Source organism: Alteriqipengyuania sp. (assembly GCF_964222115.1).
GTDB lineage: Bacteria > Pseudomonadota > Alphaproteobacteria > Sphingomonadales > Sphingomonadaceae > Alteriqipengyuania.
Genome location: NZ_CAXQBM010000039.1, coordinates 1 through 5,055 on the forward strand (window position 1 = coordinate 1; position 5,055 = coordinate 5,055).

General features: G+C 62.2%; 4 protein-coding genes. All 4 read left to right on the top strand.

Going from position 1 to position 5,055, the window contains the following annotated elements; translation table 11 throughout:
• Positions 1-2,118, top strand: a 2,118-nt coding sequence (locus ACEQXE_RS06605; protein WP_370178149.1) for an efflux RND transporter permease subunit, incomplete at its 5' end; no start/stop codon positions are given.
• Entirely contained in the window at positions 2,097-2,480 is a 384-nt protein-coding gene (locus ACEQXE_RS06610; protein WP_225982093.1) for a copper-binding protein, read from the top strand. The genes ACEQXE_RS06605 and ACEQXE_RS06610, both read left to right, overlap by 22 nt.
• Positions 2,481-2,752: 272 nt before the next feature.
• The gene (locus ACEQXE_RS06615) at positions 2,753-4,081 is read left to right on the top strand and encodes a multicopper oxidase family protein (RefSeq protein WP_225982094.1); all 1,329 of its coding nucleotides are present in this window, start codon (positions 2,753-2,755) and stop codon (positions 4,079-4,081) included.
• Between the two features lie 12 nt (positions 4,082-4,093).
• A partial coding sequence (locus ACEQXE_RS06620) for a heavy metal-binding domain-containing protein (RefSeq protein ID WP_370178150.1) occupies positions 4,094-5,055 on the top strand: 962 nt, incomplete at its 3' end.

Here is a 5,055-nt window from a genome sequence, read left to right on the forward strand (position 1 = left end):
CTGGTGTGCCTGCTGTTCCTGTGGCACGCGCGCTCGGCACTCGTCGCGGTCGTCACCCTTCCGCTCGGCGTGCTCGCGGCCTTCATCGTGATGCGCTTTCAGGGCGTAAACGCGAACATCAGGTCTCTTGGCGGGATCGCCATCGCGGTCGGCGCGATGGTCGATGCTGCGGTGGTGATGATCGAGAACGCCCACAAGCATCTGGAGCGCTGGGCCGAGGAGAACCCTGACACGGTTCTGTCCGTCCAGGAGCGCTGGCGGATCGTCGCGGATGCCTCGAAGGAAGTCGGCCCGGCGCTGTTTTTCAGCCTGCTGATCATCACCTTGTCGTTTCTGCCGGTGTTCACCTTGCAGGCGCAGGAGGGACGGCTGTTCGCACCGCTGGCCTTTACCAAGACCTATGCCATGGCGGCTGCTGCGATCCTGTCGATCACTCTGGTTCCGGTGCTGATGGGATGGCTGGTGCGCGGAAAGATTCCGGCAGAGGACAGCAACCCGGTCAATCGCGTGCTGACCCGGGCCTATCGGCCCGGGCTAGACTGGGTGATGCGCCGCCCGAAGACCGCTTTGGTCATCGCTGGGCTGGTCTTCCTGACCACGCTCGTTCCCTTCTCGCGGCTTGGCGGCGAATTCCTGCCGCCGCTCGACGAAGGCGACCTGCTCTACATGCCCAGCGCCCTGCCTGGATTGTCTCCCGGAGAGGCGTCAGCGCTGCTACAGCGCACCGACCGGCTGATCATGACCGTACCGGAAGTCGAAACCGTGTTCGGCAAGGCCGGGCGCGCCGATACCGCCACCGATCCCGCCCCTCTCACAATGTTCGAGACGACCATCCGCTTCAAACCACGCGATGAGTGGCGCGAGGGCATGACACCGGATATGCTGGTCGAGGAACTGGACCGCGCCGTGCAGGTGCCTGGCCTTGCCAATGTATGGGTGCCGCCGATCCGCAACCGGATCGACATGCTCGCAACCGGGATCAAGAGCCCGATCGGGGTCAAGGTTTCGGGCGAAGATCTCGGCGAGCTGGAACGCGTCGCGCTCCAGATCGAACAGGCGGCAAAGAACATTCCCGGCGTCAGTTCTGCGCTGGCTGAAAGGCTGTCGGGAGGCCGCTATGTCGATGTCGATATCGACCGGCTGGAAGCGGCCCGCTACGGTCTCAACATCGCCGACGTGCAGCAGATCGTCTCCGGCGCAATTGGCGGTGCCAATGTGGCCCGTACAGTCGAAGGCCTCGCAAGATACCCGATCAATGTTCGCTATCCGCGCGAGATCCGCGACAGTGTCGACGAGCTGCGCAATCTGCCGGTGCTGACCCCGTCTGGTCAGCAGATCACGCTTGGTACCGTTGCGCAGGTGCGTGTGACCAGCGGCCCGCCCATGCTCAAGAGCGAACAGGGCCGTCCCACAAGCTATGTCTATATCGATGTGCGCGGGCGCGATCTGTCTTCTGTGGTTGGCGATCTGCAGGAGGTTATCGCGGCCGAGGTCGATCTGCCTCCGGGCGTCAGCCTGTCCTATGCCGGGCAGTTTGAATATCTCACGCGGGCCTACGAACGTCTGCAGATCGTCGTTCCGGCTACGCTCGCGATCATATTCCTGCTGCTTTACCTGATCTTCCGCCGGTTCGACGAGGCGCTGCTCATCATGGGCACCTTGCCGTTCGCGCTGACAGGCGGCTTCTGGCTGCTTTACCTGATGGGATACAACCAGTCGGTCGCGACCGCCGTCGGCTTCATCGCGCTGGCCGGGGTGTCAGCCGAATTTGGCGTCATCATGCTGATCTATCTGAAAGCTGCGCTGGAGCGGCGCGGTGAGGACCCGGATGCGGAGGAAGTCTCCGCCGCCATCCGTGAAGGGGCATTGTTGCGCGTCCGGCCCAAGGCAATGACCGTCGCGGTCATCCTCGCCGGCCTGTTTCCGATCCTGATCGGCACTGGGGCTGGCTCCGAAGTGATGAGCCGCATCGCCGCGCCGATGATCGGCGGGATGATCACCGCGCCGCTCCTGTCCATGTTCGTGCTTCCCGCAGCCTATCTGTTGCTGCGTCGTCCCCGGCCGGAACGGCCAACCCAACCCCAAGGAGAAGAAGAATGCGTCACACAACCCTCATAACCCTATTGGCCGCGCCGCTGGCGCTGGCAGCCTGCGATTCTGGCCAGGACACTGCCGAGATGGAGGACATGCCGATGGCTGAAGATGCAATGATGATGGACGGCCAGGATATGCCGATGGCGGATACCGGCAACGCAATGCAGTCCGCGAGTGCGCAAGGCACCGTCACCGCCATCGACGCCGAAGCGGGTACGATCACCGTCGACCACGGCCCGGTTCCCGCAATCGAATGGCCGGCAATGACCATGGCGTTCGAAGCCGATGAGCAACTGCGCAGCGAAGTAAGCGTCGGTGAGGGCATTGCCTTTGAATTTCGTACTGGTTCTGAAGGCAGTGTGATCACGTCGATCACGAAGGAGTAAATCGGTTGGGCGGTGCCAGGCAAATCTGGTGCCGCCCATCGCGAAACAGGAGGAGCATGATCCGGACACCCCGCATAACCCAGGCATTCCCCGTGGACCGCCGCACACTGATCAAAAGCGCTGGTTTTGCTGCTGCAGGCTTTGCCGCGTTCCCGCTTGCGGGATGCAAAGCGCAAGACGCATCGATGCTGGACAGCACTGACGGATCCAATTTGCTCGCTATACCGCCCTTGCAGCGTGGCGAGATTGAGCAGGGCGCACGGGTTTTCCGCTTGTCTTTGACCCCAGGCCAGAAGGAATTCGTCACCGGTGTTGCTTCGCCCACCATCGGCATCGACGCACCCTATCTGGGACCGACGCTGGAAATGCGCCGGGGCGAGTGGGTGCAGTTCCATATCGACAACAAGCTGGCCGAAGGCGCTACGGTCCATTGGCATGGTTTCGAACTTCCTGCCGCAGCCGATGGCGGACCGCATCAGTTGATCCGTCCCGGCGAACGCTGGAGGCCTTCTTTCCAAGTTCGCCAGCGGGCTTCGCTCTACTGGTATCATTCACACTTGGAGCGCGGAGCCGGGCCGCAGGTCTATGCCGGGCTCGCCGCACCGATCTATGTTCGCGACGACGAGGAAGAGCGCCTCGACTTGCCGAGCGACTATGGCGTCGACGACATTCCGCTGATCGTGCAGGACCGCGTGATCGATGGATCCGGCCGCTTGGTGTACCCGCTGAGTATGCACGCGCGGATGATGGGCGTGCGCGGGAGCCGGATATTCGTCAACGGCACTGAAAACGCTGTGTTCGACGCACAGACAGGCCAATTGCGGCTGCGCATCCTCAATGGATCGAACGCCCGCCTTTACGATTTTTCGCTCGAAGGTGATCGTTCGATGCAACTGATCGCGAGCGATGGCGGCTTGCTCGATCGTTCGCACATCGTCCGCTCGGTCAGGCTCGCCCCGGGGGAGCGCGCGCAGGTAATTATCGATCTCTCGGAAGGACGCCCGCTTCGCCTTCTTGCCAGCAGTCCCGAAAACGCCATGGGCATGATGGGCGGACGCGGAATGATGGGCGGCGGGATGATGGGGCGCGGCGATAGCGGCGATGCTTCCGCAGACGTGTTTCAAATCCTCGATATCAGGCCGGCAAGTTCGGCCCAGCGCATCAGGGTGCCGACACAACTGGCATCGCTTGCTCCAACCGACCCGTCGTCAGCCGTCCGAACCCGGCGTTTCGTTCTCGACATGGGCATGATGGGCGGCGGAATGTCCATTAACGGTGCTGCGATGGACATGAATGTGATCAACGAACGTGTGCCAGTCGGCCAATGGGAAATCTGGGAGATCGCCAACGCTTCGATGATGGCCCACCCGTTTCATATCCATAACGTCCAGTTTCGTGTGATCGACCGCGATGGCCGAGCGCCCCCACCATTGGAAACCAGTTTGAAGGATACCGTGATCGTCAACCCGCGCGAGCAGGTACGCCTTCTCCTGCGTTTTGAAGAACACACCGACCCAGACCTGCCCTACATGTATCACTGCCACATTCTCGAACACGAGGATGCAGGCATGATGGGGCAGTTCGTAGTCGTGAAGAGCTAGAAAGGACAGGCGATGAGCAAGGACCAGAGTGTGATCGAGGGTACCGCGATCGACCCGGTATGCGGCATGAGCGTTGCAATCGACGGGGCTCAGCATATCGCGACGCATGAGGGCGCGACACACTATTTCTGTTCGCCGCGCTGTCACGACAAGTTCGTCACCGATCCCGAGCTCTATCTCTCGGGCGCGCATCTCGACGCGGTCGAGGATGTGCCCGAAGGCACGATCTACACCTGTCCGATGCACCCTGAAATCCGCCAGCCCGGGCCGGGTTCATGCCCGATTTGCGGCATGGCGCTCGAACCGGAAACCGTTTCGCTGGGCGATGGCCCCGACCCCGAACTGGTCGACATGCTGCGTAGGTTCTGGTGGAGCGCGCTGCTCACGCTGCCTCTGTTCGTCTATGCGATGAGCGACATGGCACCGGGGCTCAGTTTCGACCGTCTGATAGAACCGGCCTGGGCGCAGTGGGCGCAATTTGCGCTCGCAACCCCGGTGGTTCTATGGGGCGCCTGGCCGTTCTTCGTTCGGGCCATCCAGTCGCTCAAGACGCGCAATCTCAACATGTTCACCCTGATCGGGTTCGGCGTGGCCATCGCCTATCTTTTTAGCGTCGTGGCGACGGTCGCGCCCGATCTGTTCCCTGCAGCGTTCCGCGACCATTCGGGACGGGTCGGGGTCTATTTCGAGGCGGCAGCGGTCATCACGACGCTCGTTCTGCTCGGACAGGTCCTCGAGCTCAAGGCCAGGGGTTCGACCTCGAGCGCCTTGCGCGCACTGCTCGAGCTGGCACCGCCCAGCGCGGTCAAGATCTTTGGCTCAGGCGACGAGCGCGAGGTGCCGCTCGATCAGCTAACCACAGGCGATCGTCTGCGCGTTCGACCCGGCGACAAGGTTACCGTCGATGGCGAAATCGAGGAGGGATCGAGCGCGATCGATGAATCCATGATCAGCGGCGAACCGCTTCCGGTCGC

Bases quoted from the DNA above. Each gene is read 5' to 3' on its own strand.
- ACEQXE_RS06610 (WP_225982093.1), top strand. From the start codon at position 2,097: ATGCGTCACACAACCCTCATAACCCTATTGGCCGCGCCGCTGGCGCTG.